General features: G+C 72.6%; 18 protein-coding genes. 9 read left to right on the top strand and 9 right to left on the bottom strand.

All coding sequences use genetic code 11. From position 1 onward, the window contains the following. The first annotated feature begins 198 nt into the window (after positions 1–198). From NQZ70_RS23615 to fxsT, 3 genes are all read left to right on the top strand, one after another. Positions 199–1701, top strand: coding sequence for an SIR2 family protein (locus tag NQZ70_RS23615; RefSeq protein WP_237245548.1), 1503 nt, complete (start codon positions 199–201; stop codon positions 1699–1701). A gap of 41 nt (positions 1702–1742) precedes the next feature. After that, positions 1743–2804 carry an ATP/GTP-binding protein gene (locus NQZ70_RS23610; protein WP_129581527.1) on the top strand — a complete coding sequence of 354 codons (1062 nt, stop codon included), beginning with the start codon at positions 1743–1745 and terminating at the stop codon, positions 2802–2804. Between the two features lie 147 nt (positions 2805–2951). After that, positions 2952–5822, top strand: coding sequence for an FxSxx-COOH system tetratricopeptide repeat protein (fxsT, locus tag NQZ70_RS23605; protein ID WP_129576214.1), 2871 nt, complete (start codon positions 2952–2954; stop codon positions 5820–5822). A gap of 141 nt (positions 5823–5963) precedes the next feature. Here the strand turns inward: fxsT and NQZ70_RS23600 are convergent, their stop codons facing one another. The 4 genes from NQZ70_RS23600 to NQZ70_RS23585 all read right to left on the bottom strand — a co-directional run bounded on the left by NQZ70_RS23600 (position 5964) and on the right by NQZ70_RS23585 (position 10958). Further along, the gene (locus NQZ70_RS23600; RefSeq protein ID WP_129576213.1) at positions 5964–7298 is read right to left on the bottom strand and encodes a pyruvate dehydrogenase complex dihydrolipoamide acetyltransferase; all 1335 of its coding nucleotides are present in this window, start codon (positions 7296–7298) and stop codon (positions 5964–5966) included. 39 nt (positions 7299–7337) lie between these two features. Further along, complete coding sequence (locus tag NQZ70_RS23595) at positions 7338–8321, bottom strand: pyruvate dehydrogenase complex E1 component subunit beta (RefSeq protein WP_129576212.1); 984 nt, start codon at positions 8319–8321, stop codon at positions 7338–7340. Continuing rightward, positions 8318–9295, bottom strand: coding sequence for a pyruvate dehydrogenase (acetyl-transferring) E1 component subunit alpha (pdhA, locus tag NQZ70_RS23590; RefSeq protein ID WP_129576211.1), 978 nt, complete (start codon positions 9293–9295; stop codon positions 8318–8320). Before pdhA ends, NQZ70_RS23595 begins: the two co-directional genes overlap by 4 nt. 199 nt (positions 9296–9494) lie before the next feature. Then, a complete protein-coding gene (locus tag NQZ70_RS23585) occupies positions 9495–10958 on the bottom strand; it encodes a serine/threonine-protein kinase (protein ID WP_129576210.1) in 1464 nt (487 codons plus the stop codon). Positions 10959–11136: 178 nt separating this feature from the next. Between NQZ70_RS23585 and NQZ70_RS23580 the strand changes: the two genes are divergently transcribed. Further along, positions 11137–12192 (top strand): hypothetical protein, encoded by a 1056-nt coding sequence (locus NQZ70_RS23580; RefSeq protein WP_129576209.1) that lies wholly within the window; start codon positions 11137–11139, stop codon positions 12190–12192. A 63-nt stretch (positions 12193–12255) separates the two neighbouring features. Here the strand turns inward: NQZ70_RS23580 and NQZ70_RS23575 are convergent, their stop codons facing one another. Then, complete coding sequence (locus NQZ70_RS23575; RefSeq protein ID WP_129576208.1) at positions 12256–12852, bottom strand: hypothetical protein; 597 nt, start codon at positions 12850–12852, stop codon at positions 12256–12258. A gap of 130 nt (positions 12853–12982) precedes the next feature. Here NQZ70_RS23575 and NQZ70_RS23570 point away from each other — a divergent pair, with 130 nt between their 5' ends. Beyond that, positions 12983–14122: a M48 family metalloprotease gene (locus NQZ70_RS23570; protein WP_272829047.1), complete on the top strand. Its 1140-nt coding sequence runs from the start codon at positions 12983–12985 to the stop codon at positions 14120–14122. Positions 14123–14239: 117 nt separating this feature from the next. Further along, positions 14240–14569: an FKBP-type peptidyl-prolyl cis-trans isomerase gene (locus NQZ70_RS23565; RefSeq protein WP_061626525.1), complete on the top strand. Its 330-nt coding sequence runs from the start codon at positions 14240–14242 to the stop codon at positions 14567–14569. A 93-nt stretch (positions 14570–14662) separates the two neighbouring features. Here the strand turns inward: NQZ70_RS23565 and NQZ70_RS23560 are convergent, their stop codons facing one another. Further along, the gene (locus tag NQZ70_RS23560; RefSeq protein WP_129576206.1) at positions 14663–15934 is read right to left on the bottom strand and encodes a Stp1/IreP family PP2C-type Ser/Thr phosphatase; all 1272 of its coding nucleotides are present in this window, start codon (positions 15932–15934) and stop codon (positions 14663–14665) included. A gap of 53 nt (positions 15935–15987) precedes the next feature. Continuing rightward, complete coding sequence (locus tag NQZ70_RS23555; RefSeq protein WP_237245547.1) at positions 15988–16803, bottom strand: hypothetical protein; 816 nt, start codon at positions 16801–16803, stop codon at positions 15988–15990. Between the two features lie 125 nt (positions 16804–16928). Here NQZ70_RS23555 and NQZ70_RS23550 point away from each other — a divergent pair, with 125 nt between their 5' ends. The 3 genes from NQZ70_RS23550 (at position 16929) to NQZ70_RS23540 (ending at position 21083) form a co-directional block, all read left to right on the top strand. Next, positions 16929–18356: a sigma 54-dependent Fis family transcriptional regulator gene (locus tag NQZ70_RS23550; RefSeq protein ID WP_129576205.1), complete on the top strand. Its 1428-nt coding sequence runs from the start codon at positions 16929–16931 to the stop codon at positions 18354–18356. A 254-nt stretch (positions 18357–18610) separates the two neighbouring features. Beyond that, complete coding sequence (locus NQZ70_RS23545; RefSeq protein ID WP_129576204.1) at positions 18611–19648, top strand: deoxyhypusine synthase family protein; 1038 nt, start codon at positions 18611–18613, stop codon at positions 19646–19648. 529 nt (positions 19649–20177) lie between these two features. Then, positions 20178–21083 carry a hypothetical protein gene (locus tag NQZ70_RS23540; RefSeq protein WP_129576203.1) on the top strand — a complete coding sequence of 302 codons (906 nt, stop codon included), beginning with the start codon at positions 20178–20180 and terminating at the stop codon, positions 21081–21083. Between the two features lie 297 nt (positions 21084–21380). Here NQZ70_RS23540 and NQZ70_RS23535 read toward each other — a convergent pair whose 3' ends face one another. Both NQZ70_RS23535 and NQZ70_RS23530 read right to left on the bottom strand, forming a co-directional pair. Continuing rightward, positions 21381–21659 (bottom strand): hypothetical protein, encoded by a 279-nt coding sequence (locus tag NQZ70_RS23535; protein WP_207217930.1) that lies wholly within the window; start codon positions 21657–21659, stop codon positions 21381–21383. Between the two features lie 105 nt (positions 21660–21764). Beyond that, positions 21765–22733: a hypothetical protein gene (locus NQZ70_RS23530; RefSeq protein WP_129576202.1), complete on the bottom strand. Its 969-nt coding sequence runs from the start codon at positions 22731–22733 to the stop codon at positions 21765–21767. Positions 22734–22848: the final 115 nt, after the last annotated feature.

Here is a 22848-nt window from a genome sequence, read left to right as displayed (position 1 = left end):
CGGACTGTTTCGGCCTGTTCCGACCGAGCCTGACCGAGCCCCGGGCGGCGCGGCCCTGTCGTCTGGGACATCGTGGGCGCGGGCCCGCCGCGCCGCGCGGGGCCCGGCGTCGCGCCTCCGCGCGTCACGCGCGGAGGCGCGCGCGACGCGCCGCAAAAGTGCGCCGGACGCCGAGGAGCGATAGACTCGAGGGGCTCGATGTCAACCCTTATGGACAACGGGAACACGGTGAGCGCGGAGCTCGACGCCGCGGTGATCGAAGAGCTGCGCGAGGCGTTCGAGAGCGGAGAGCTCGTGCTCTTCGTGGGGGGAGGCATCTCGGCCGCGGCCGGGCTGCCGACGTGGCGCCAGCTCGTCGATCTGCTCGTCGAGAGGGTGCGCGAGCAGGTCGGGGACGAGGTGATGACCGCCGAGGTCGCGGCGCTCGCGAGAGCGCAGCGCTACAGCGAGGCGCTCGCCGCGGCGGAGCACGCGCTCGGCGCGGCGGAGTTCAACGCGTTCGTCGAGGACGCGCTCGACGACGAGGGGCTCGAGCCGCCGCGCATCGCGCTCGCGATCGCCGCGCTGCGGGACAGGCTGCGCGCGGTGCTCACCACGAACCTCAACCACCTGCTCGAGCGCGCCTTCGGCCACGAGTGGGACACCATGTGGCGCGTCACCGACGAGGTCGCGTGGCGGCGGCGCTTCATCCTCAAGCTGCACGGCACGCTGAAGGATCCGGGCAGCTGGGTGTTCGAGCGCGACCGCTTCCTCGCGTCGATCGCGGACCCGGACGTGCGCAGGTCGCTCACGGCCGTGCTCTCGAAGTGCCCCGTGCTCTTCATCGGCTTCGGGCGCGCCGACGGCAACTTCGACGAGATGCTGTCGGACATCCACGCGCTCTCGGGCAGCTCGCCGCCGCCGCGCTTCGTCGTCGTCCCGAGCGCGAGCCTGACGCCGCTCCGCCGCGCGACGCTCGTCGACATGGGGTTCTCGCTCCTGCCCTACGACACCGCCGACGGCAGCCACGACAAGGCGCTCGCGATCCTCGAGCGCATGAGCGCGCCCCGTGCGCGCGGGGCATCGCACCGCTCCCGCTCGATCGTCCCGCCGCCGATCCCCGACCTGGAGCTGCCGCCGTCGTCGTCGCCGCTCGGCTTCCCGTCGTACGATCTCCCGCCCGGCTCGGCGGTGTACGACGACACGGTCACGATGCCGGGGGCGCTCGACTCGCCGCGGCGCGAGCGGGTGTCCGAGCCTCCGGCGAGCCCCATCGAGGTGTTCTTCTCGTACTCGGAGAGCAACCGCGAGCTGCGCGACAAGCTCGAGACGCACCTCGCCATCCTCAAGCGCAAGGGCGTCATCCGCGGCTGGCACGACGGCGAGATCGGCGCCGGCGAGGAGCGCGACCGCGCGCTCGCCGAGCACCTCGAGACCGCGAAGGTCATCCTCCTGCTCATCAGCGCCGATTTCCTCGCGTCGGACTTCTGTTACGACGTCGAGATGCAGCAGGCGATCGAGCGCCACGAGCGGGGGGAGGCGCGCGTCATCCCGGTCATCCTCGACGCCTGCGACTGGGAGGGCGCGCCCTTCGGCAAGCTGGCCAGCCTGCCGCGGGGCGGGCGCCCGGTGACGAGCTGGGTCAACCAGAGCGAGGCGTTCACCGACATCGCCAAGGGCATCCGAAAGCAGGTCGAGCAGCTCACCCAAAACCCCCCGTAGGCTCACCGACCCCCGGCGCCCAGCCGGTGAGCCAATCAGAGGTGCCACCGCCCCCCGGGCTCTGGAGCGTCCCCGCGTGGACCGGCCGGAACCTGGCCGCGCGCGAGGATCTGCTCGCCGAGATCGGCGCCACGCTCGCGCGGCGCGGCATGGCGCCGCTCTGCGGGCTCGGCGGCACCGGCAAGACGAAGCTCGCGATCGAGTACGCGTACCGCAACGCCAGCGCCTACGACACGGTCTTCCTCATCGACGGCCAGGGCGCGGCGACGATGGACGCCGGCTTCATGGCGCTCGCCGCCGAGATGCGGCTGCCCGATCACGAGCAGCTGGATCCCGCGCGCGCGGTCGCGGCGGTGCGCAACCGGCTCGGGCGCCGCGGGCGCTGGCTCCTCCTCTTCGACGGCGTGCGCGACCCGAGCGAGGTCGAGCCCTACGTTCCGAGCGTCTCGCACGGCGGCCACATCATCACGACGTCGCAGAACCCGATCTGGCGCGGGCTGACGACGGTGACCGTCCGCGGCATCGAGCGCAGCGAGTCGGTGGCCTTCCTGCTCCGGCGCACCGGCGAGACCGACGCGGAGTCGGCCGACGCGCTCGCCGAGGAGCTCGGCGACCTGCCGCTCGCCCTGGCGCAGGCCGGCGCGTACATCGAGGAGACCGGGCGCCCGCTCGCCGAGTACCTCGCGCTGTTCCGCCAGCGCCCGGCCGCGCTCCTGGAGCGCCCGGTCAGCTTCCCGGTCACGGTCGCGACCGCGTGGGAGAGCGCGCTCGCCGCCGTGTTCACCCACCAGGCCGCGGCGGAGCTCCTCAGCCTCTGCTCGTTCCTGCCGATGGATCAGATCCCGCGGCGGGCGCTGAGCGAGTACGACCCGCTCGCGCTCGACGACGCGATCGCGATGCTGCGGCTGCACTCGCTCATCGAGGTGCGGCCGCACGCGCTCAGCGTCCACCGCCTCGTGAAGATCGTCGTCCGCAACCAGCTGCGGCGGGACGATCGGCGGCAATGGATGGAAGCGGCGCGCCGCATCGTGCAGGCTTCCGGCAGGTTCCTCCCCGGCACGGAAGAGGAACGCGAAGGTAGGACGGAGCCGGATTCTGGGTAAGGCAAGCCCCCCGAGAAGCCATGGAGGTTCGACCCGCATGTATCCGCCGAGAGCGTCACAACCCGTCCCTTCCTGGGCCTTTCCCGAGCGCGTATTCTCGTTGCGCTCCAGGTCCGTCGTGAGACCTTAAGGCCCGCGAGAGGAACTATGGTTGCCTTGGCGACGAGCCCCGCCGATCTGTTCTTCTCCTACTCCCCGAGGGACGAGGACCTGCGGCCCAAGCTCGAGACCCACCTCGACGCGCTGAAGCGGCAAGGGGTCATCCGGACGTACCAGGGCTTCGCCCTCGGCGGCGGGAGAGAGCGGAGGGAGGCGTTCGCGGCGAGGCTGCGCGAAGCGCGGGTCGTGCTGCTGCTCGTGAGCGCGGACTTCCTCAACACCGACGCGTGGCTCTCCCCGGAGCTCCGGGAGGCGATCGCCCGGCACGAGGCGGGGGAGTGCCGGGTCATCCCGGTCATCCTGCGGCCCTGCGCCTGGGAGAAGACGGCGCTCGGCAAGCTGCAGCCGCTGCCGAGCCGCGCGCGGCCGGTGACGAGCTACCCCAACCAGAGCGAGGCGTTCACCGAGATCGCGAAGGGGATCCGGAGCGCCGTCCGCGAGACGGAGCCGCCGACCCAGCGGCCGGCCCCCCGGCGGCAGTCGAGCTCGCCCGACGCAGAGCCGCACATCAAGAAGCTGCCGCCGCGCAACCCGAGCTTCACCGGGCGCGACCAGCTCCTCAACGAGCTGCGGAGCGCGCTCACGACGGGCGGGCCCGCGGCGCTCACGCAGGCGATCAGCGGCCTCGGCGGGATCGGCAAGACGCAGCTCGCCGCGGAGTACGCGCACCGGTACGCGAGCCAGTACAACGTCGTCTGGTGGGTCCGCGCCGAGGAGCCGGCGACGACCGCCGAGGACTTCGCGCGCCTCGCCGCGGCGCTCGACCTGCCGGAGCAGAACGAGGCCGACCAGCGGATCGCGATCGAGGCGGTCCGGTCGTGGCTGTCGCGCAACGACAAGTGGCTCCTCGTCTTCGACAACGTGAACGATCCGCGGGACGTCGCCCCGTACCTCCCGCACCCGCGCACCGGGCACATCCTCATCACCTCGCGCAACCCGAGCTTCCGCGGCATCGCCACGCCGCTCACCGTGCCGGCGCTCGATCGCGCCGACTCGGTGAAGTTCCTGCTCGAGAAGACCGGGCAGAGCGACGAGCGCGCCGCGGAGCGGCTCGCCGAGACGCTCGGCGACCTGCCGCTCGCGCTGGTGCAGGCGGCGGCGACCATCAAGGAGACGGGGTCGTCGATCGCGACCTACCACGCGGTCTTCGGCGACCACCAGCGCGAGCTCTTGCTCCGCGGCGTGCCGATGGATTACCCGACGCCGGTCGCCACCACCTGGGGCCTCGCCTTCCAGGAGGCGCAGCGCTTCTCGCCCGTCGCGGTCGATCTCCTGAGCCTGTGCGCGTTCCTCGCGCCCGACGACATCCCGCGCGAGGGCCTCGCCGACGCCGCGCCGCACCTGCCGCCGGCGCTCGCGGAGGCGCTGAGCGATCCGCTGATGCTCGACGAGGCGGTCGCCGCGCTGCGCCGTTACTCGTTCATCGACGTGCACGAGGGCGCGCTCTCGGTGCACCGGCTCGTCCAGGCGGTGGTGCGCGATCGCCTCTCGCCCCAGGACCGGCGGATGTGGGCCGAGGCGGCGGTGCGCCTCGTCGACCACGCGTTCCCCGAGAGCAGCGACGACGTGGAGACGTGGCCCTTCTGCGCCCGGTGGCTGCCGCACGCGCTCGCCGCGGCGAGCCAGGCCGAGGCCTACGACGTCGCGAAGGAGGTGCGCGGGCGCCTCCTCGCGCGGTTCGCCGTCTACCTGCAGGGGCGCGCGGCGTTCGCGGAGGCGAAGGGGTACCTGGAGCGCGCGCTCGCGCTGCACGAGGCGGTGTACGGCCACGACGATCCGAAGGTCGCCACGGTGCTGCGCAGCCTCGGCAGCGTCCTGCACGATCTCGGCGACCTCGGCGGCGCGCGGGCCCACCTGGAGCGCGCGCTCGCGATCGACATCGCGCGGTTCGGCCCCGACCACCCGGAGGTCGCGCGCGACGTGAACGACCTCGGCAGCGTGCTCATGGATCAGGGCGACCTGCCCGGCGCGCGCAAGCACCTGGAGCGCGCGCTCGCCATCGACGAGGCGACGTACGGCCCCGACGACCCGAGCGTCGCGATACGGCTCAACAACCTGGGCGCGCTCTTCCGCGACCTCGGCGACTTCGCGGGCGCGCGCGTGCACCTCGAGCGGGCGCTCGCCATCGACATCCGCGCCTACGGGCCGGATCACCCGACCGTCGCGATCGGCCGCACCAACCTCGGCCGGCTGCTCCACGATCTCGGCGACCTGAAGGGCGCGCGCGAGCAGTTCGAGGAGGCGCTCAAGATCGACGAGCACAGCTACGGCCAGTACCACCCGCGCTTCGCGCTCGCGCTGAACAACCGCGGGCGCGTGCTGCGCGACCTCGGCGACCTCGCCGGGGCGCGCGCCGACTTCGAGCGGGCGCTCGCGATCGTCGAGGACACCTACGGGCCGGATCACCCCGACGTGGCGCGGGACATCAACAACCTCGGCAGCGTGCTGCGCGATCTCGGCGACCTCGAGGGCGCGCGGGCGAACTTCGCGCGCGTGCTGAGGATCGCCGAGGCGACCTACGGGCCGGATCACCCGGCCGTGGCGATCGGCTGCAACAACCTCGGCAGCGTGCTGCAGGCGCTGGGCGAGCTGCCCGGGGCGCGCGAGCAGCTGGAGCGGGCGCTCGGCATCGCGCAGGCGACCTACGGGCCGGACCACCCGGTCGTGGCGAGCATCGTGAACAACCTCGGCCGCGTGCTGCAGGCGCTCGGCGACTTATCGGGCGCTTGGCAGCAGATCGAGCGCGCCGTGGCGATCGCCACGAAGGCGCTCGGGCCGTCGCACCCGTCCGTGCAGATCTTCTCGCGGAACCTGGCGCGCCTCGGCGACGCGCTCGGCGGCGGCGCCGAGGCGACCTGAGCGCAAGCGCGGCGCCGGCGCGTCGTGGCGGCGGGTGAGCTCGGCGGCTGGTGAGGTCGGAAGGCGCCGCGCAAGAGGACGCCGGGGGAGAGCCCCGGCGTCCTCTGCGTCCTGGCTGAGCGCTGGTCGTGGCGGGGAGGATCAGCCGAGCAGGATCTGCGTCGGGTGCTCCAGCAGCTGGCGCAGGACCTTGAGGAAGGTCGCGCCGACCGCGCCGTCGACGACGCGGTGATCGCAGGAGAGCGTCATGGCCATGCGGCGGCCCGGCACGACCTGCTCGCCGCGCACGACGGGCTCGCGGCGGACCTGGCCCACGGCGAGGATCGCGCCCTCGGGGGGGTTGATGACGGCCCCGAAGTTGTCGATCCCGTACATGCCGAGGTTCGAGATCGAGAACGTCCCGTTCGCCATCTCCTCGGGCCGCAGCTTCTTCGACTTGGCCTTCCCGGCGAGCTCGCGCACCTCGGTGGCGATCTCGAGCACCTGCTTGCGATCGGCGTCGCGCACCACGGGCGTGACGAGGCCCTCGGGGACGGCGACCGCCACCGAGATGTCGACGCGCCGGTGGACGAGGATCGCGTCCGAGGTGAACTGCGCGTTGCACTCCGGCACGCGCACGAGCGCGATGGCACATGCCTTCACCAGGAGATCGTTGAAGCTGATCTTGGCCGGCTTCTCGCCCTCGGCGGCGGCCGCCGCGAGATCCGCGTTGATCTGCTCGCGCAGCGCGTTCAGCGGATCGGCGTCGACGTCGATAGAGAGGTAGAAGTGCGGGACCGTCTGCTTCGACTCGGTGAGGCGCCGCGCGATCGCCTTGCGCATCATGCTGAGCGGACGCACGTCCGGCGCGGCGAGCTCGCCGGGGGCGGTCGGCGCGGCCGCCGCGGCGGCCGGCGCCGGCTTCAGCCCCTCGAGGTCGCGCGCGACGATGCGCCCGCGCGGGCCCGATCCGGCGACGCTGGTGAGGTCGAGCCCGCGCTCGCGGCCGAGCTTGCGCACGTACGGCGAGGCCCGCACGCGCCCGTCGGACGCCGGCTGCGGCGCCGCGGGCTGCGTGGGCGGCGAGACCGCCTCGCCGCGCGCCGCGGGCGGCGCGGCCGTGCCGGGCGCCTCACCGCTCGGCGCGGCGCCGCCGGCCGGCTGCGCGGCGGGAGCCCCCTTGGGCTCCGCCGCCGCCGCCGGCTTCTGCGCCGGAGCGCCGCCGCCGCTCCCCCCGACGAGGGCGCTTACGTCCTCGCCCGGGTTGCCGATGATCGCGACAGGCTGGCCGAGCTGAACCACGCTGCCCGCAGGCACGAGGATCTTGAGCAGCGTCCCTCGATCGAAGGACTTGTACTCCATGGTCGCCTTGTCGGTCTCGACCTCTGCGAGCAGATCGTCGATGTCGATCGCGTCGCCTTCCTTCTTGTGCCAGGCACTGATCTGCCCCTCCTCCATGGTCGGGGACAGCTTCGGCAGTTCCAGAACCTTCGCCATGGGTCTATCAACCTTGATCGGGGATGTGCGTCCGCTCAGTCAGCTTTTGTAGAGAACGCGGTGAACGTTTTCGATGATCCGCGCCGCCTGCGGGATCACGTACTGCTCCAGCCGTGCGTTGTAGGGCATCGGGACGTCGAGCGTCGTCGCGCGCAGGACGGGCGCGTCCAGCTCGTCGAACGCGAGCCGCTGGATGCGATCGGCGACCTCGGCGCCGACGCCGCCGTACGGCCAGCCCTCGTGCGCCACGACCGCGCGGTGGGTCTTCGTGACGCTCTTCACGATCGCCTCCTCGTCGAGCGGGCGCAGCGATCGCAGGTCCACGATCTCCGCGCTGATGCCCTCCTTCTCGAGCTCCGCGGCCGCCTCGAGCGCCACGTGCACCATCCGGCTCCACGAGATGATCGTGACGTCGGTCCCCTCGCGCGCGATCGAGGCGACCCCGAGCGGCACGGTGAAGTCCGGGTCGTCGGGCACCTCGCCCTTCACGCCGTAGAGCGTCTCGCTCTCCATGAAGAGCACCGGGTTGTCGTCCCGGATCGCCGACTTGAGGAGCCCCTTCGCGTCGGCCGGCGTCGCGGGCGCGAGCACCTTGAGGCCGGGGACGTGCGCGTAGAAGTGCTCCATCGCGTGCGAGTGCTGCGAGCCGACCTGCCGCGCCGAGCCGTTCGGCGCCCGCAGCACGAGCGGGATGCTGAGCTGCCCGCCGGACATCTGCCGGAGCTTCGCCGCGTTGTTGAGGATCTGATCGAACGCGACGGCGGAGAAGTTCCACGTCATGTACTCGACGATCGGCCGCAGCCCGACCATCGCGGCGCCGATCGAGATGCCGGTGAACCCGCTCTCGGTGATCGGCGCGTCGATCACGCGCCTCGCGCCGAACTTGTCGAGCATCCCCTCGGTCACCTTATAGGCGCCCTGGTAGTGCCCGACCTCCTCGCCGACGAGGTACACCCGCTCGTCGCGCTCCATTTCCTCGATCATGGCGGCGCGAACCGCCTCCCGGAATCTTAGGACGGTCATCGCGCAAAAGGTCCTGCATAGGTTGTGGGCTCGAGCACCTCGGGCCCGGGTTCGGGGCTCTCCTCGGCGAAGCGGACCGCGTCGGCGATCTCCTCTTCGACCTCCTTCTCGATCGCCTCGATGGCGTCCTTGTGCCCCTTCTCCTCGAGCTCGACGCGCGAGCGCAGGAGCACGTCCTTCTTCTTGCGCTCCTCGAGCTCCTCCTTCGTCCGGTATTTGCCCGGATCGCTCATCGAGTGGCCCCGGAAGCGGTACGTCCTGATCTCGACCAGCGTCGGCTCCGAGTGCTTGCGCGCCCGCTCGACGGCCTCGGCGAGGCGATCGCGCACCTGGAGGACGTGCTCGGAGTTGAAGCGATCGCGCTCCATCCCGTAGGCGAGCGCCTTCAGCGAGACGTCCTCGACCGAGAGCGTGCGGGAGAGCGGCGTCCCCATCGCGTACTCGTTGTTCTCGCAGACGAACACGATCGGCAGCTTCCAGAGCGCCGCGAGGGACATGCCCTCGTGGAAGTCGCCGATGCTCACCGCCCCCTCGCCGAAGAACACCATCGAGACCCGGTCCTCGCCGCGGTACTTCGACGCGAACGCGGTCCCGACGGCGATGGGGATGTGGCCGCCGACGATGCCGTAGCCGCCGAGCATGTTGTGCTCTTTGTCGAAGAAGTGCATCGAGCCGCCGAGCCCCTTCGAGCACCCGGTGACCTTGCCGTAGAGCTCCGCCATCGCGGCGCGCGCGGTCATCCCGCGGGCGAGGGCGAGGCCGTGATCGCGGTAGGTCGTCATCACGTAGTCGTCAGGGCGGAGCGCCGCGGAGGCGCCGACGGCGATGGGCTCCTGACCGATGTACAGGTGGAGGAACCCGCCGATCTTGCTCTGCGCGTACGCGCGAGCCGCTTCTTCCTCGAAGCGGCGTATCTGAAACATCTTTCGGTAGAGCGACAGATGGAGATCGTCGCCGTTTGTCAGGGTAGTCATCGCGGGGATCTCAAGGGGCAGAACAGCGTTCCAGACGGTCGCCAGCGCGGCGGTCGGCGTGAGCGTGAGCGACCTGCCGGGGCCGCGAGGGACCCGACGAGGCGCTCGACGTCGAGCCGTTCCGGACAGCGACGCCGCTTACCCGGGCTCCTTTAGGTGAGTTTTTTCCTCGTGACAACGCCACCGCGATCTCTGCCGTTCAACGCGCAGCAGCATCGGCCGCTCCAGCGTCGGGCGCGTCGGGTGGGTCCGGCGCGGTGTTGGTGGTCTCCGGCGCGTCGAGGTCGTCGACGTCGGGCTCCGGCGCCCCGGCGTCCGCGCCGTCCTCGTCCTCGGGGAGGGTGATCGACGCGGGCCGGCTCGGGGCGCTTCCAGGCGGGCTCGCGCTGGGCTCCGCGCTGCCCGTCGCGCGCGGCGTGGACGATGATGATGATGACGCGGCGGGCGGCGAGGTCTCCGCGGTCCCGTGCTTCGGGCGCGCAGGCCGCGCCGTGGGGACGGCGCTCGGCCGAGGCGCCGCGGGCGCGGACGACGCGATCGGCGCTGCGGCTGCGGGGGGCTCCTCGACCGGCGCGTCCGTCGATCGCATCGCCGTGCGGGCGAGCAGGACGGCCGTGGCCACGACCACGGCCGCGCCGAGGACGACCTGGCCCGTCTTCCGCTCGCGGGGCGGGAAGTCGTCGCCGATCAGGTCCGCGCGCACCGCGCCCGGCTCCGTGGACAGCGCCGCCGTCGCGGCGACGGGGGCCTCCAGCATGCGCCTCGGCAGCTGGCTCGAGGCCGCCCACTCCAGGCTGTCGGCGAACGCGGCGCCGAACGCGTCGCAGCTCGGGTACCTGTCCTCGGGCCGCTTCGACAGGCCGCGCGCGAGCACCTGATCGAGCGACGGCGGCACGCCGATCCCCTGCGCGATCGGCGGCGGATCGTCGCTCGCGATCTTCGACGCGACCGAGACCGCGTCGTCGCCCGGGAACGCGCGCTTGCCGGAGATCGCCTCGTACATCACGGCCGCGAGCGAGAACTGATCGCTCTCGGGCGAGAACTTCCCGGCGCGGAACGTCTCCGGCGCGCTGTACGCGGGCGTGCCCATGAGCCCCCCCTGGTGCGTCAGCGTCGAGTCCGGGATCCTGGCGATCCCGAAGTCGGCGATCTTGCCGCCGTTCGCGGAGAGGATGATGTTCTCCGGCTTGATGTCGCGGTGGACGATGCCCGCGCGGTGCGCGATCGTGAGCGCCTCGCCGAGCTCGCGCGCCAGCCGCGCCGCCTGCGCGGCCGAGAGCGGGCGCTCGAGGAGGTGCTGCTTCAGCGTCGGCCCCTCGACGTACTCGAAGACGAGGTAGAGCCCGAAATCCGGGTCCTCGCCGACGTCGTGGAGGGTGACCAGGTTCGGGTGCGTCACGCGGGCGGCGGCGCGCGCCTCGTGGCGCATCCTCACGACGAGCTGCTCGCGGACGTCGCGCGGGATGCGGAGATCGTCCCGCAGGTGCTTCAGCGCGACGTCGCGATCGAGCACCGGATCGTGCGCGAGCAGGACGCGCCCCATCGCCCCCTCGCCGAGGAGGCGCTGCACGTTGTAGCGGCCGAGGGCGGCGGGCAGCGCGGCGCCGTCGCTCGGCTGTGCGAGCGCGCCGTGGCCGCCATCGGGGGACGAGGATCGAGGCACGTCGCGTCGTTTCTATCCGTCCAGCGGCCCCGGCGGAAGGCCTGGCCGGCGTCCCGCTTCCGGTTATGCTCTGCCGCGGCGCGCTCCAGGTCGACGGGCGGCGCTCGAGGCGCTTGCGGCGGCGGTTCCCGCAGGGCCCGGCGGCACGCGGTATCCAGCGAGGGCGCAGCGAGTACAGATGAGCACCGAGAGCGCGTCGAAGCCGGCCCGAGCCGCCGGAGCACCCAAGAAGCGAGGCAAGGCCAAGTACATCGTGCTCCTCGCCCTCGTGTTCGCCGTCGTCCTCGCCCAGCAGACCGGTCTCCTCGGCTTCGGGCTGGCGCACCTCCGCGCGGCCACGTTCCCGAAGGACGAGTCGCTGCTCGAGTATGTCCACGGCAGCGCTCCCGGCGTGGTGATCGTCGACCCTCACCAGCTCGATCTGAAGGCGCTCGGCGCGGAGGGCGGCGCGGTGCGGCAGCACATCGAGCGCACCCGCGACGACATCAAGAAGGCGACGGGCATCGATCTCGGGTTCGACGTCGACAAGCTGGTCCTCTCCCCGTCGCTCGTCGTCGCGCGCGGGCGCTTCGACGAGCGGAAGCTCGCGGCGCGCCTCGCGGAGCACAGCTACGTCCAGGCGGAGTACAAGGGCGTGAAGTACCTGCTCCGCGCCGGCGAGGACGCGATCGCCGTGCGCGACGGCTCGATCCTGCTGTACGGCGCCGAGCCCGACCTCCGCGCGAGCATCGACGCCGAGGAGGCCGACGCGTCGCTGGCGAGCCGGGACGAGGTCACCTCCCGCCTCGCGCACATCGGGTGGGATCGCCCCCTCCTGGGCGTCGCCCTGCTCGCCGAGAGCAAGCCGAGCCTCCGGGCGATCCTCACCGGCGCGACCGGCCCGCGCGCCGTCACCGTCGGCCTCTCGACGAAGGGGGGCCTCTCGGCGACCGTCGCGATCGACGCCGCGTCGGCCGAAGCGGCCGAGGAGCTCCGGAAGCTCCTGGAGGAGAAGCGCGCGAACGTGGACGCGCTGACGGCGCTCGTCGGCCCGGAGCCCGGCGCGGCGCTCGCCGAGGTCGCGAAGCGCGCGACGTTCGCGGTGGATCCGGCCGCGGCTCGGCTCACGGTGCAGGTGGACGTGCGGCCCGAGGAGCTCGATCGGCTGGCGAAGGCCGGCCAGGCGGCGGCGGGCTCGCTCGGGGAGATGTACAAGAACGTGCGGCTGCTCCAGCTCCTCGCGCCGGGGCCCTGACGCCGCTTCCGCGGACGGTCCGTACCGCGGCCGCGGGCGCGGACGCCGCGGAGCCCCGCCGCGCTAGGGCTCGGCGCAGCGCGGGCACCGCGCCTCGACGCGGTCGGTCGCGCTCTTGACGCGGGTGCGAGCGGCGTCGCACCGCGCGTCCGCGTCGCCGGCCAGCCCGCAGAGGTGCTGCGCGGCGCGGCTCATCGACGCGAGCGCGCGGCACGCGGTCTCGCACGGCGCCGCGGACACCGGCGCGGCCTCGGCCTTCTTGGCCGGGTGCCCGCCGGCCGTGGTCGTCGCCCGCGTGGACGGCGCGGGGGCGCTGCCGGAGGCCTCCGCCGTCGCCGCCGCGCGCGGCGGCGACGGCGCCGTTGCCGGTGGCGGCGGCGCTCCCGACGGCGCTGCCTGCGCCGCGGCGCGGTCCTCCTCGTGAGCGGCCGGTCCGCCGAGGGCCTGGTCGAGCTCGCCTTCCGCGCGCTCGAGCGCCGCGAGCGCGTCGTCGGCCGTCTCGATGGAGCCCTCCTCGCGCGGCGTCGCGGAGGCGACGGTGCCGGCCGGCTCCGGCGCCGCGGGCGCATGCGCGACGGAGGCGCCGCCGCACCCCGAGAGCGCGACGGCGCTGATCCACAGGGGGGCGGCGGCTGCAGACCAGGCTCGGATTCTGTTCATCGGTCCTCCTGCGCCTGACGCCCGGGCCGCGGCTTTCGGCTCATCGCGGCGCGCGAGCCGCGCCGCGCTGGGATCCTGCTCGCGCCGGAGCGCAGGTTGACGCCCGCTCCGTGCGCTATGCTCGCGGGCGATGAACCTGCTTCGATCGATCGGCGCCCTCGCTCTGGCTCTCGGCCTCGTCGCAGGCTGTCAGCGGAGCAGCTCGCGCCGGCCTCCGTCACAGCCTACGTACGGCCAGGGCTACCCTCCGTACGGCGCGCCCCCGCAGGGCTACCCGCAGCAGCAGCCCGGCTACCCGCAGCAGCAGCCCGGCTACCCGCAGCAGCAGCCCGGCTACCCGCAGCAGCCCGGCTACCCGCAGCAGCCCGGGTACCCGCCGGCGCAGACCGGGCCCGCGCCGGCGCCGACCTTCACCGTGCCCACGGTGCCCGGGCTGCCGGTGCTCGGCGATCCCATCAACGACATCAACGTCGGCTGGCTCCAGTCCGAGGCCGGCGTCGTCATGGGCGCGCTGATCGGCGCGCTGCCGTCGGCCGCGCAGCAGAAGGTGAAGGGCATCCCCTTCATCGCCGATCCGACGGTCGGCGAGGTGAACGCGTTCGCCGGCTGCGACGACCAGCGGATGCCGTTCATGGCGATCACCGACGGGCTGCTCGAGGTGCAGGCGCAGATCGCGCAGTTCAAGGCGACCGACGAGATCTTCGGGACGAGGAAGCTCGACGAGTTCCTGCGGATGCTCGCGCAGCGGCAGCGGCCCGGGCAGCCGATCATCCGGCCGCCGGCGGGCTTCATCGATCCCGCGCAGCACACGGACGCGCGCAAGGTCGAGCGGCAGCGCCAGCTCTACCAGGAGCAGCTCGCGTTCGTGCTCGGCCACGAGCTCGGCCACCATCACCTCGGGCACACGGGCTGCGCGAACGGGCAGGGCGGCAGCCGCGGCGTCACGCCCGCGGATCTCGGGCGGATGCTGTCGCGCGCGCTCCCCGTCTTCAACCAGCCGAACGAGATCGCCGCGGACGTCGCGGGCGTGAACAACCTGCTCTCCGCCGGCGCGCGGCGGCAGGGGTACCGGTGGACCGAGGGGGGCGCGATGCTCACGCTCGGCTTCTTCGCGTCGCTCGATCAGCTCACGCCGGCCGCGATCCTGTTCGCCTTCGAGCAGACGCACCCGCACCCGGCGCTGCGCCAGCCCATCGTGCAGCAGACCGCCAACACCTGGCGGCTGACCGGCGGCGCGCCCGTGTTCACGTTCCCCGGCCTCGGCGGCTGACCCGCGGTTCTCCGGGCCCCTCGGCGCTCGCGAGCGCTCGCTCGGAGCGCCCGCGCGCAGCTTCGGCTTGACGCGACCGCGCGGCGCTCCTCCCATCGGCGTCGAAAGGAGTCAGTCATGCAAGCAGGGCTTGGGATCGAGGACCTCAAGGAAGGGACGGGCGACGAGGCGAAGCACGGCCAGCTCGTGACCGTTCACTACGTCGGCACGCTGACGAACGGCAGCAAGTTCGACAGCTCGCGCGACCGCAACCAGGGCTTCTCGTTCAAGCTGGGCGCCGGTCAGGTGATCAAGGGGTGGGATCAGGGGGTCGCCGGCATGAAGATCGGCGGCGTCCGCAAGCTGACGATCCCGCCGGAGCTCGGCTACGGCGCTCGCGGCTTCCCGCCCGTGATCCCGCCCAACTCGACCCTCATCTTCGAGGTCGAGCTGCTCGCGCTCAAGTGATGCGCCGCGTTGCCCCCGCAGCGCCGGCCGCGGCTCGCGATCGGCGCGCGGGCGCATCGCGGGGCGCCGCGCCGGGCGCGCCCGCGGCGCTGCTCACGGCTTGATGGGCGCGCCGCACTCGACGCAGAAGCGGTTGCCGATGAAGAGCTCGTGCTTGCAGTGCGCGCACCGCGCGACGCGCACCTCGGTCTGGCGCTTCGCGGGCTTCGCCGGCGGGGCTTCCTTCACCGGGGGCGCCGCCGGCCTCGGGTCCGCCGCGACCGCCACGTAGCGGCCGGAGCCAGCGGCGGCCCGGGAGCGCCGGTCGGTGAACGGCGCGGCGGCCGCGCGCGACATCGCGCCCGAGGCGCCCTGGGCGTGGCTTCGCAGGCCGTTGCCCGCGACGGAGTGGATCGGCTGCGCCGCGATGCGCTCGTCGCCCGAGGAGGCGGCCGCGTCGAGATCGGCCTCCTCGGCCCGGGCCCGCGCCGCGCGGACCGGCGGCGGCGGGAGCAGCGCGCCGAACTCGTCGACGTGGTGGGGCCGGGTGTCCTCGAGCTCCGCGTCGTCGGGCTGCCGCTCGTCCTCCGCCTCCGGCAGGATGCGGATGATCAGCGCCGAGATGTTGTCGGTCCCGCCCGCCTCGTTGGCCATCTCGATGAGGAGCGCGCAGGCCTCCTGGGGGTCCTGGGTGATGTCGAACACATCGAGCATCTGCTGCTCCGAGACCATCCCGCTCAGCCCGTCCGAGCAGAGCAGGAAAGCGTCGCCGGGCTCGATGCGCTCCGAGCGGATGTCGACCTTCACCGCGTCCTTCATGCCGAGCGCGCGCGTGATGATGTTCTTCGGGAGCCTCGCCAGCTCGTCCTGGCTCAGGTCGGGCTTGAGCGCGAGGGCGTCGTTGATGAGCGAGTGGTCCTTCGTGAGCTGCTCGATCTCGCCGTGCCGGATCCGGTAGCAGCGGCTGTCGCCGACGTGCCCGACGTGGATCCGGTCGGTCTCGCGCGACACGTAGGCGGCGACCACCGTCGAGCCCATGCCCTGGTGCTGGGTGTACGTGTTCGAGATGACGAACACATCGTGGTTCGCCTTGCGGATCGCCGCGACGACGCGCCGTGCCTCGGGATCGAGCTCCTGCTCGTCGGCGGCGACGGGGCCGGGCAGGCTGCCGGCGTGGGTCGCTTCGAAGAAGTTGTCGAGCGATTTTGTCGCGAGCGCGCTGGCGACGTTGCCCGCGTTGTGCCCGCCCATGCCGTCGGCCACGACGAAGAGACCGAGCTCGGACTTCACGAGGACGTTGTCCTCGTTGTGCTTCCGCTGGCGTCCAACGTCGGTCACGGCAGCCGCGACGGGTCGGGTGCGGCTGCTCGTCCTGAACTCGCCCATTCGCGGCTGATTATACCCGTCCGGCCCCCCGGACCGCCCACATTCCGGCTGCTTTACCGGCGGGCCGCCCCCGGGGAGCCGGTCGCCTGGACGGCGATCCTCCGAGACGTACCGGCCGAGACGGCGGAGGTACGCGCGCCGCGGGGGACGGGATCCAGCGCGAGGCGCAGGCCGAACTGGAAGAATCCGTAGGCGGTGGCACCGGCGTCCTCGCCCGGTCGCGAGAGGTAGGTGCCGGCGTCGAGCTCGGCGAACACCCCGACGCCAAAGCTCGACACGGGGTAGAAATCGCCGCCCAGCGCGATGCGGGCGACGTCGAGCCCATGGAATACATGGTCGGAGGCTGTCGGCCCGGCGGCCGAGCCCTCCTGCCATGTAAGGACGGCCCGCCGGTAGCCCACGCCGTAGCTGATCCACGGGTCCAAGGCGATGCCCTGGGCGAGGTGGTAGACGAACCCGAGGCCGATATCGAGGCTCCGGCCGGAGCAGCCGTCGCAGCCGGCGGCCGCGGAGAGCAGGGCGTAGGAGCCGCTCGCTTCCACGACGGTCACGCGGCTGAGCCCGAGGCCGACGTTGGCGCCGAACGCGAGGCCGCCCGAGACCTTCTCGCTGACCGGCTGTCCGGCGGCCATGCCCCCGAAGGGCAGGTTGTAGCCGGCGCGTCCCTGGATCAGGACGTGCCCGCTTCGTTCGTCCGGCCCGGCGGGGCGCTTCGCGCCGGCTTCCGGCCCGGGCTCCTCGTCGTCCTCGACAGCGGCCGACGTGCCTTGATCTGCTGGCTGGGCGAGGGCCTGGTTGGCCGAGAGCACCCAGGCCGCTGCCACCGCGCCGAGCGCCGGCGCGATCCACCCTGTTGAGCGCGATGCCACGAACGGCCTCTAGAACAGCGCGGTCCCGAGCGCAAAGGGGGTGACGGGCCGGCGCGAGGAATGTCGACGGGGCGGGGCGAGCGACGCAACTGCGCCGCGCGCGCCGACGACAGACCTCCTGGACCATGGACAACGCACCGACCCGCAGCGAAGAGGATCGCGATTTCAGGCCCGTCACGTCCGTTCACCCCGCCGCCGCGCCCGCCGCGCCCGCCGCGGCGCTGCGGAGGGGGCCCGCGGGGGCGCCCAGCGGTCGGCCGGGCCCGAGAGCTCAGGGCGGCGAGGCCCGGTCGAGCCGGGACGCCACGATCGAGCTCGTGGAGGATCGCGAGGCGCTCGCCACGGTGTGGCTCCGCTGCGATCAGAGCGGCTGGAGCACGCCGGTGCGCATCGCGGTCGGGCCGGGCGCCGAGCTCGTCCTGGGCAGCGCCCCGGCAGCGGACGTGAGGATCGACGACGTCGCGGTGAGCGCTCGCCACTGCCGCGTCGTGCACCGCGGCGCCTCGATCGAGGTGACCGATCTCGACTCGCGCAACGGCGTCCGCGTCGGCGGCGTGCGGGTGCGGCAGGCGATGCTCGTCCCTGGCGGCTGCTTCGAGATCGGCCGCACGGCGGTGTGCGTCGAGGCGGCGCGGCGGGTGCCGCCGATCGAGGAGGGGCCGCCGCTGCCGTCGCTCGTCGGCCGCTCGCGGCCGATGCGGCAGCTCGCCGCGGCGGTGCGGCGGGTGGCGCCGCTCCAGCTCCCCGTGCTCCTGCGCGGCGAGTCGGGCACGGGCAAGGATCTTGTCGCCCGGGCGATCCATGCGATGAGCATGAGGGCGGACGGGCCGTTCGTGGTGCTGAACGCCGCCACGATCCTGCGCGACATCGCCGAGTCCGAGCTGTTCGGCCACCGGCGGGGCGCGTTCACCGGCGCGCATCGGGACCGGCGGGGCGCGTTCGTCGAGGCCAACCAGGGCACGCTCTTCCTCGACGAGATCGCGGCGCTCTCGCTGGAGGTCCAGGCGAAGCTCTTGCGCGTCGTGGAGGAGGGGGTGGTGCGCCCGCTGGGCGGGGAGGGGTCGACGCAGGTCAACGTGCGGCTCATCGTCGCGACCTGCGAGCCGCTGGAGACGCTCGTCGCCGAGCGGCGCTTCCGCGCGGACCTCTACGAGCGGCTCGCGGTGTGCCGGATCCACCTCCCCGCGCTGCGCGAGCGGCCGGACGACATCCCGCTCCTCGCCGAGCACCTGCTGGCGACGTCCGAGATCGGCCCGCGGCAGCTGTCGCCCGGGGCGCTCGTCGCGCTGCGGGCGCACCGCTGGCAAGGCAACGTCCGGGAGCTGCGGAACGTGCTCATCCAAGCTGCGTTGCGCGCGCACGGCCGCGTGCTGCCGGAGCACATCACGGCCGTCCTCGCCGATCGCGAGCCGCCGGTCCGCCGGAAGATCTCGCCCGCGGACGCGCTCCGCGCCTTCGAGGAGGTGGGCGGCAACATCAGCGCCGCGGCGCGGCTCGCGGACATCCCGCGCTCGACGATGCGGGATCTGCTGCGGGCCGCGAGGGAGCGGTGAGGTCGGCGCGTGGCGCCTTTCCCGCGCGCACGCGCCGGCGGGGGGCTGTGCGCGGCGGCGCGCGCCTCTCGCACGGTTTCCGCCCGCTGAGACGCGCTCGATGCGATCCGCGCGATTCGTGCTAGGGTTCCCCCCGAAGCCACCCGACGCTGCAATGGCGGCCCGGCCTGAGCCGGTCCGTAGCGCGTCCCTGGTGGCTTGCGCGACCCGAGACCACCGGGACGATCTTCGTGGTCGCCGAGGCTCGGCGAAACATGGCTGGAACGACGTCGGCATCCACGACGCTGCCCCTCCTCTCGTTCGTTCTCCGCAATTACAAGAATTTCAACGCCCGCGCGACGCGCGACGCGCTCCTCGCCTACTGGGAGCACATCGAGCGCGGGGGGAAGATGTTCTGGGCCGTGGCCGGGGCGATGTCTTCGGCCCAGCTCGGCATCACGCTGGCGCCGGCCATCCGCGCCGGCCTGATCCACGGCATGTCCGTGACCGGCGCCAACCTGGAGGAGTCGCTGTTCCGCCTCGTGGCGCATGACGGTTACCGCGACTTCCCCGACTACCGTTACTTCACCAAGCAGGACGACACGCGGATCCTCGAGGACCGGATGCGGCGCGTGACCGACACGAGCATCCCGGAGGACGAGGCTTTCCGCGCGGTGGAGAAGCACATCGTCCCCATGTGGGAGCGGGCGACGGCGAGCGGCGAGCGCCGCTTCTGGCACGAGTACTTCTACGAGCTGGTCCGGGCGGTCGAGCCCGCGCTCCATCGCGGGCCGCCCGAGGAGTGCTGGTTGCTCGCCGCCGCGGAGGCCGGGCTGCCGCTGGTGGTCCCGGGCCACGAGGACTCGACCTTCGGCAACATCTTCGCGTCCTACGTGAAGCGTGGCGAGTTCAGCGCGAGCATCGTGAAGTCGGGCATCGAGTACATGGCCGAGCTGTACGATCAGTACCGCGCGCTCAGCGCGGGCGCGGGCGTGGGGTTCTTCCAGATCGGCGGGGGCATCGCGGGGGACTTCCCGATCTGCGTGGTGCCGTCGCTCAAGTACGATCTCGACGAGCCGGCCCGGCCCTGGGCCTACTTCTGCCAGATCTCCGACTCGACGACGTCCTACGGCTCGTACTCCGGCGCCACGCCCAACGAGAAGATCACCTGGGACAAGCTGACCGCGGACACGCCCATGTTCGTGATCGAGTCGGACGCCACCATCGTGGCGCCGCTCCTGCTCGGAGCGCTGCTCGAGTGCAAGCGCCACCCGGCCGAGGCTCGGGCCATCATCGAGGCGGGCGGCGTGTGAGCGTCGGCGGGTTTCCTTGGCCCAGCAGCTCCCGGCGCTCTGCCAGCAGCTGCCGGCGCCTCCCCGGCAGCCCCGGGATGCCTGCCAGCACCCGCTGGTAGGGCTCCTCGGGCCTGCTGGTAGGGCTCCTCGGGCCTGCTGGTAGGGCTCCTCGGAGCTGCTGGTAGGGCTCCTCGGAGCTGCTGGTAGGGCTCCTCGGAGCTGCTGGTAGGGCTCCTCGGAGCTGCTGGTATCGCTCCTCGGAGCTGCTGGTAGGGCTCCTCGGAGCTGCTGGCATGGCTCCTCGGAGCTGCTGGTATCGCTCCTCGGACCTGCTGGAACGGCTCCCCGGCGCTGCTGACACGGTTTCCCGGCCGTCTAGGCGGCGCTGGCCGCGTTCCCGGCTCGCTGGGGAGCATCCCGGGCGCGCTGGCGCAGCTCCCCGGCGTCGACACCGTGCTTCCGGACGACCGCATCTTGCCTGGTGCGGCCGCGAGCTCTGCCGCAGTGCTACGCCTGCCCGCTCGCCACCCCCACTGGAGGTAGGTTCATGGGAATCGAACTGTCACAAGAGCAGCACGCCGTCCTGAAGGAGACCCGCGCGGTCGCGACCCCCGCGGAGTTTCAGGCCCTCCTCGATGCCGCGCGGTCCGAGATGGACCGCATCGTCCGCGAGGTCATGGAGCCGAGCCAGCCCATCTCGACCACCCTCACGGAGCTCCGGGACCTCTACCTGGCCGTCGTCCAGTACGAGGCGGCGCTCGCGAGCAAGGCCTACGGTCCCGAGCGCCGCGCGCTGCTCCGCGGCGCCATGCAGCTGCTCGACACGGCGAACCTCTGGTTCGGCGAGGGCAGGCGCACCGGGGCCTATCAGGTGCGGCCCATCGACCAGGTGATCAAGGCGAGCCGGCCGTGGCGCGCGCGGCTCAAGGCGTTCGCCGACCAGGCGTTCGCGTTCGAGCCGGACGTCGCCGAGCAGTTCGCCGACGTCAACACGACCGGCACGCTCACCGAGGAGACCAGCGATCTCGCCATGCTGCTTCGGCTCGCCAAGCAGCACCAGGCCCGCCTCGCGCCCGTCGGCCTCACCGAGGATTTCCTGCGCGAGGGCAGCGCCCTGCTCGACGAGGTGAGCGGCCGCGACCTGCTCGGCATCCTCGGCCTGCGCAACCGGGAAGAGGCGATGGTGCTCCGCAACTCCATCGTGACGTACGCCACGCTGCTCGGGAACGAGGCGCGCGCCGCCGACGTCAACGCGTGCTGGGACCTCCCCGAGGCGAAGCGCCGCTTCAGCGCCACGTCGTTCCGCAACGCCCTGCGGAGGCTCCGCCCGAAGCGCCGCGGCAGCGCCGCCGCGCCGGACGAGCCGGCGCCCGTCGAGACCAAGCCCACCGACGCCAAGCCCGCCGACGCCAAGCCCGCCGAGCCGAAGCCCATCGAGCCCGCGCCGGTCTGAAGCCACTCCCGATCGAGAACGCGGCGTGCCAGCGCTGCGGACGCGCCGTAACCCCGCTGTCACGCTGGCAGGAGCGCCTGACTCAACCGGTCGCGCTCCGCCAGGGCTAGGCTCTCCGCCGGGAAGACCCGATGGATGGCTCGATGCGCTGGCTCATGCTCATCAGGTATCGCTGCCCCTCCGTTGTCCCACGAGACCATGCGACCATCCCCGGGCCGCTGATCGCGCACCGAGATCAAGCGGGCGAGGTCGCCCTCGAGGGCGCATCCAGTGGGCCTTGCTCTCGCGAGCCGCGCGTCACTGAGCGGTGCCCCGGAGGCGCTTCTTGATCGTCTCCTGAACGTCGGGGGGGAGCGACTGGAGATGCTCCTCGGCGAGCATGCGCAGCACCTCCACCGGGAGCACGAGGATCACCTGCTCGGCGGTGAGGCCGGCGAGCCGCTGCTCGAGGGTGAGGCCGGCGAGCCGCTGCTCGAGGGTGAGGCCGGCGAGCCGCTTCTCCACAGGCATCGCCTCGACCAGCTTCTGGAACATCTCCTCGGCCTCCGGGAGCTCCTCGATGTCCGGCTGCTTCATCCTCGTATCCCTCATCCTACGGGCCGCTGATCGCACACCGAGATCAAGCAGGCGACGTCGTCCTCGAGGGCGCATTCACTGGGCCTTGCTCTCGCGAGCCGCGCGTCAATGAGCGGTGCCCCGGAGGCGCTTCTTGATCGTTTCCTGAACGTCGGGGGGGAGCGACTGGAGATGCTCCTCGGGGAGCATGCGCAGCACCTCCACCGGGAGCGCGAGGATCACCTGCTCGGGGGCGAGCCCGGCGAGGCGCTGCTCGGGGGCGAGCCCGGCGAGGCGCTGCTCGGGAGCGAGCCCGGCGAGGCGCTGCTCGGGGGCGAGCCCGGCGAGGCGCTGCTCGGGGGCGAGCCCGGCGAGGCGCTGCTCGGGGGCGAGCCCGGCGAGGCGCTGCTCGGGGGCGAGCCCGGCGAGCCGCTTTTCCACGGGCATCGCCTCGACCAGCTTCTGGAACATCTCCTCGTACCCCGGGAGCTCCTCGATGTCCGGCTGCTTCATCCTCGTGTCCCTCATCCACTGCTTCAGCCACCGCGCTGCCTCGCCCGGCTGGGCGGTCCGATGGCTGAAGAGCCGCAGGTAGTCGTCGCGTTCCGCGTCGGTCACCTCGTCCGTGATGGCGACGTACGTAGTGTACATCGGCCCGTCGATGCGCGCATACCCGCCCCCGAGCGGGCTCAGGGTCCAGCCCTTGCGCGCCAGATCCTGGCGCAGCGTCGGCGTTACCGACGCGACCACCAGCACCAGCGTCAGGTCCCCTGGCGCCGGCAGCTCGTCGAGGTGGGCCGTCTCGTACAGTCCGCCATAGGTCACGAGCCGCACCAGATCGCCGGGCCGGAACGACGACTCGACGGGGCTCTTGTACTCCACGATCGCCACCCGCCCGAGCCGCGCCCAGAGCGCGCGCAGCACGAGCGCCTGGTCATCCTTCCGCTCGGCGCCGACCCGGCGAAGGAGCAAGAGGTCCGCGCGCTGAGGCTCGATCGTGAGCCGCACCTCGGACAGGACCTCGAAGTTTGGCGGAGCCCGGCCCGCGACGAGGCTCACGAAAGCCAGATGCCAGAGGTCGAACCGCAGCTCCACGACGGCGAGGCTACCTAGCGGCGAACCCGGGTCAACCGACGTGGACGGCTCGCGCGGCGGTCCACAGCGCGAGCCGCCGCGCGCCGCTCCGGCCTGCTCCTCACCGACTTGTTTT

This window comes from Sorangium sp. So ce836 (assembly GCF_028553905.1).
Lineage (GTDB): Bacteria > Myxococcota_A > Polyangia > Polyangiales > Polyangiaceae > Sorangium > Sorangium cellulosum_D.
Note: the sequence above shows the minus strand (reverse complement) of the source record. Positions and strands in the feature narration are given on the sequence as shown.